At 34.4% G+C, this 4,206-nt stretch carries 1 protein-coding gene; it reads left to right on the forward strand.

All coding sequences use genetic code 11. The annotated features are described in order from the left end of the window. Window positions 1-4,206 (forward strand): VCBS repeat-containing protein (locus QM536_09505; GenBank protein MDI9357245.1); only part of this gene is annotated, 4,206 nt, incomplete at both ends.

Consider the following 4,206-nt stretch of genomic DNA (forward strand, 5'->3'; position numbering starts at 1 on the left):
AACCACAACAGGAACTCCCAACCTTATTGACTTTGATGCTGATGGAGATTTAGATTTTTTTGTTTCCAATATTCTTTATAAAAAGAATGAAACAGGATTTTCTACAATACCTATTTCTAACTTTATCAACTACCAAAGTTCTTGGGCAGATATAGATAATGATGGCTTTGCTGACCTTATTATTTCAGGAACAGAAAATGCAATTCCTACTCTCAAAATATATAAAAATAACAATACTGCTTTTGCAGAGATAACGAGTATTCTTAATATTACCCAACATGTGGTTACGGACTTTGATTCTGATGGGGATATGGATTTATTTTTCTCCGAAATAGGACATTTTTATGAAAATAAAATAACCGTGGGAAATAATTCTCCCAATACTCCTCAAGGGTTAGATGCAAGTGCATCAGAAAACGGAGAAATCCTCTTTTCTTGGTCTCCCGTTTCAGATGCAGAAACCCCTTCGCCAGGGTTATCTTATAATCTTTTGATTACAAAGAATGAATCCCCTCATTCTTTTGGAGGAATAAGGACCCATTCCACCTCTGCTTCTCTTACATTATTACCAGGTCTCTATTATTGGAGTGTATTCGCAACAGATACAAGAAAAGCGACAAGTAAGTCCATTACAAAAATATATGCTTCTATCCATAATTACCCGGCAAAAGAGATTGGTAGTACTAGTTTTACTGCTTCTTGGTCAAAAATAAAAAATATACAAACGTATGAGATACATATTTCTACAGATAAAAATTTTTCTTTGTATGAAGCATATACTACCACAGATACTTTTTATACAGTAAAAAATCTATTGGTAAATACGCAGTATTTTTACCGAATATCTATTCCTCATTTTCCTGGACAAAGTAATCCTGTAATTAATACTTTTCAAACCCTCAATGCTTTTTCTCTTTCTGTAGATACCATTCATTCACTCGGCTTTGGTACTGCCAATTTTTTTGATGCTGATAATGATAAGGATTTAGATGTTCTCTTTGCCGGAGCGCAGCTATCTACTCCAATACAATCTTCTATCTTTTACAATCAGAATTCTCGTATAAATCAAGGTGTAGATGTAGGATTAGAAGGGGTTTCCAATAGTATCAATGCTCTGAGTGATTTTAATAATGATGGGATTCAGGATGTTTTTATTTCAGGCAGAACAAGTAGTGGTTGGACACCAACGGGTTTTTTATATAATGGCAATGCTGCTGGCTTTACAGAAAATACAGCACATAATATTTTCTCCCAAGAAAATGGAAATATAGCTACAGGTGACTACGACAACGATGGAGATATAGATATTTTTATTGGGGGGGGGTACGCTCACCATTCTCGTCTTTATAGAAATGATAGGACGTCCGGATTTACCAATGTATTTCCCGACGGAACTTTTATATCTATAGCCAATGGCTATGCTGCCTTTGGAGATTATGATAACGATGCAGATTTAGACCTTTTAGTTTCTAATAACAAAAATATCATATTGTATGAAAACAAAGGAACATCAGGATTTTCTTCTTTCTTTCATTATACGTATTATAAATTTGATTTTGGAAATGTTTCTTTTGTAGATTACAATAATGATGGTTTTTTAGATATATATGTATCGGCATACTTTGCAGAAGAAGGGATTAATCCCTATTATTTAGAAATAGATATTACCTCTTTGGCCCCTTATACCAATAATATTTCACTGCAAACAAACCGTATTATGTTTCATTTAAATAATCATTATTACAAATACTACATACCCAGTCCTAATTATTCTTATTTTTATGATGTTATTAAGAATAAGTCCGTACTCAAAACGGGATATAGATATTCTTTACTCTTAGAAAATAAAGGAGGAGTTTCTTTTTCAAAAATTATAAAAGAACATGGAAAAAATGTGTATGGAAGCACTTCTTTTGGAGACTTTAATAATAATGGGGGCCGAGATTTGTTTCAAATAGGACAAGTGACGGTTCAAGATTTTATTTCAAAAAACAGAAACGAACCCCTTTGTTTATCGGGAGAATATGATAATCAAACTACAAATTCTATTTATTCTGGGGATGCTTGTTTTTCTTTACAAAATGATTATAAACTTTGTTCTTATTTTTTTACTTCTAGTAGATTGATAGATGACAGCGATAAACAAGTTTTTAATTTTGAAGATATACATTACTTTGAAACTCATTCATACGAAAATGGTTATACAAATACAAATAAAACACATAATAGTTTCGGAGATATTGATAATGACGGTGATTTAGACATAATGATTCCAAACAAATTAAGCACAAAAATATATCTTAACAATTCTGCAATAAAAAATACTCCTCCTGAGCAAGTAAATGGACTCATTGCCTCTGTGTATGGAGCAGGAAAAGTGGCTTTTGTATGGCAAAATTCTCAAGATGCTCAATTAGTGGACTCCCTTTCTCACAAAGCGTACAATGGGATAGATTATAATATGTATTTTGGCACTTCTACAAATAAAAATAGTATTCGTTCTGCTCAATCACACTTAGATGATGGATATAGAAAAATATCAGAAAGAGGAATGATACAGGGAAATATCTATAAATTAGAAAATATCCCCAATGGAACATATGTTTGGGCTATGCAAGCAATAGATCAAGGACTTACCGGAGGATCTTGGGCTATGGAACAAACCGTAGATATTCAAAATAGAGTATTTTTTCAATCGATTACTTTTCATCCCCTTGCAGAAAAAACTTTTGGAGATGCTCCCTTTACCATTTCTGCTACTGCTACCTCAAACTTACCTGTATTTTTTCTTTCTGCCAATACCAATGTAGCCAATGTCATTGGAAATACTGTAACCATAGTCGGAGCAGGGGAAACAAACATTATTGCTGTTCAAACAGGAAATGCTCTATACTACGCAGCCTATCCTATACAACAACTTCTGAAACTTAAAAAAGCTCCTCAAACTATTACTTTTCCAACCATTCCTACACAAACTATCGGGGTCCCTTTTGTTTTGAATGCTTATAGTAATTTTTTGCTTCCCATTCAGTTTTCTCTATCGAATAGGAATTACACATCTCTTCAATCTAACACCGTTATTATTTTCCAAACAGGAACTTTCACTGCTACTGCCTTTCAAAATGGAAATTTAGATATTCGTCCTGCAGATTCTGTTTCTCAATCCCTGACTGTCAAATTCCCTCAAAAAATAACTTTCTTTAAAATATCTGAAAAAACATATAGGGATCTTCCATTTGTGCTTCAATCAAGAAGTAGTAGCTCTCTTCCCGTTTCTTATTCTTCTGCACATACCAATATTACTATTCAAAATAATACAGTGAGCATACATGGGGTAGGAACCGCTTCTATTGTGGCTTTTAGCAATGGAAATACTGAATTTTTTCCTACTCATACCACACACATTCTCACCATCAAAAAAGCAAGACAAAGTATTACTTTTCATCCTCTGAGCCTCCGAACTCTTGGACATGCGGATAGTATTGTTGTTCTTGATGCTTCTGCTTCCAGTTCTTTGCCCATTTCTCTCCGAGTGAGCGGTCATTCTGTTGTGGTAAATGCAAATACGCTCACTATAAAAACAGCAGGTGTTATTCTGATAGAAGCCCTTCAATCGGGAAATGAAAATTATGAAACAGCGAGCAGCTTTCAATATCTTACCGTAGTAGATGCAAACAAAACGAATCAAACCATTGATTTTGCAGAAATACCAAATGATACTCTTCAATCTTTCCAAGACAGCGTAGTAATAATGCTCACAGCTACGGCTTCTTCATCCCTCCCCGTACAATATGTTTTGGGAGCGAGTCAATATTCTCTCACGAGAAATCCTTATATAATAAGAGAACCGGGAATCTATACTATTACTGCTTTGCAAGATGGAGATAGTGCATTTAATCCCGCTCCTCCCGTTTCTCAAACCTTTACCGTGAAACGGAAGCAGAGTATTGTTTTCAATCCCATTCCTCATAAAAATTATGAATCTACTCCTTTTTTTATAAATCCTTATTCTCTTTCGGGATTAGATGTGCAGGTTTCTTTGTCCAATAATTCTATTATTACCCTTGATCCCGACTATTTAGTCACGGTAAGAAACGTAGGAACTGTCGGCATTACCGCCAAGCAAAGAGGAAATGATGAATACTATGCTGCGGATTCCATTACGAGAATATTAGTGGTTACCAAAGCTGACCAATACTTCGTTTT

It is taken from the genome of Chitinophagaceae bacterium, from assembly GCA_030053935.1.
Lineage (GTDB): Bacteria > Bacteroidota > Bacteroidia > Cytophagales > JASGCU01 > JASGCU01.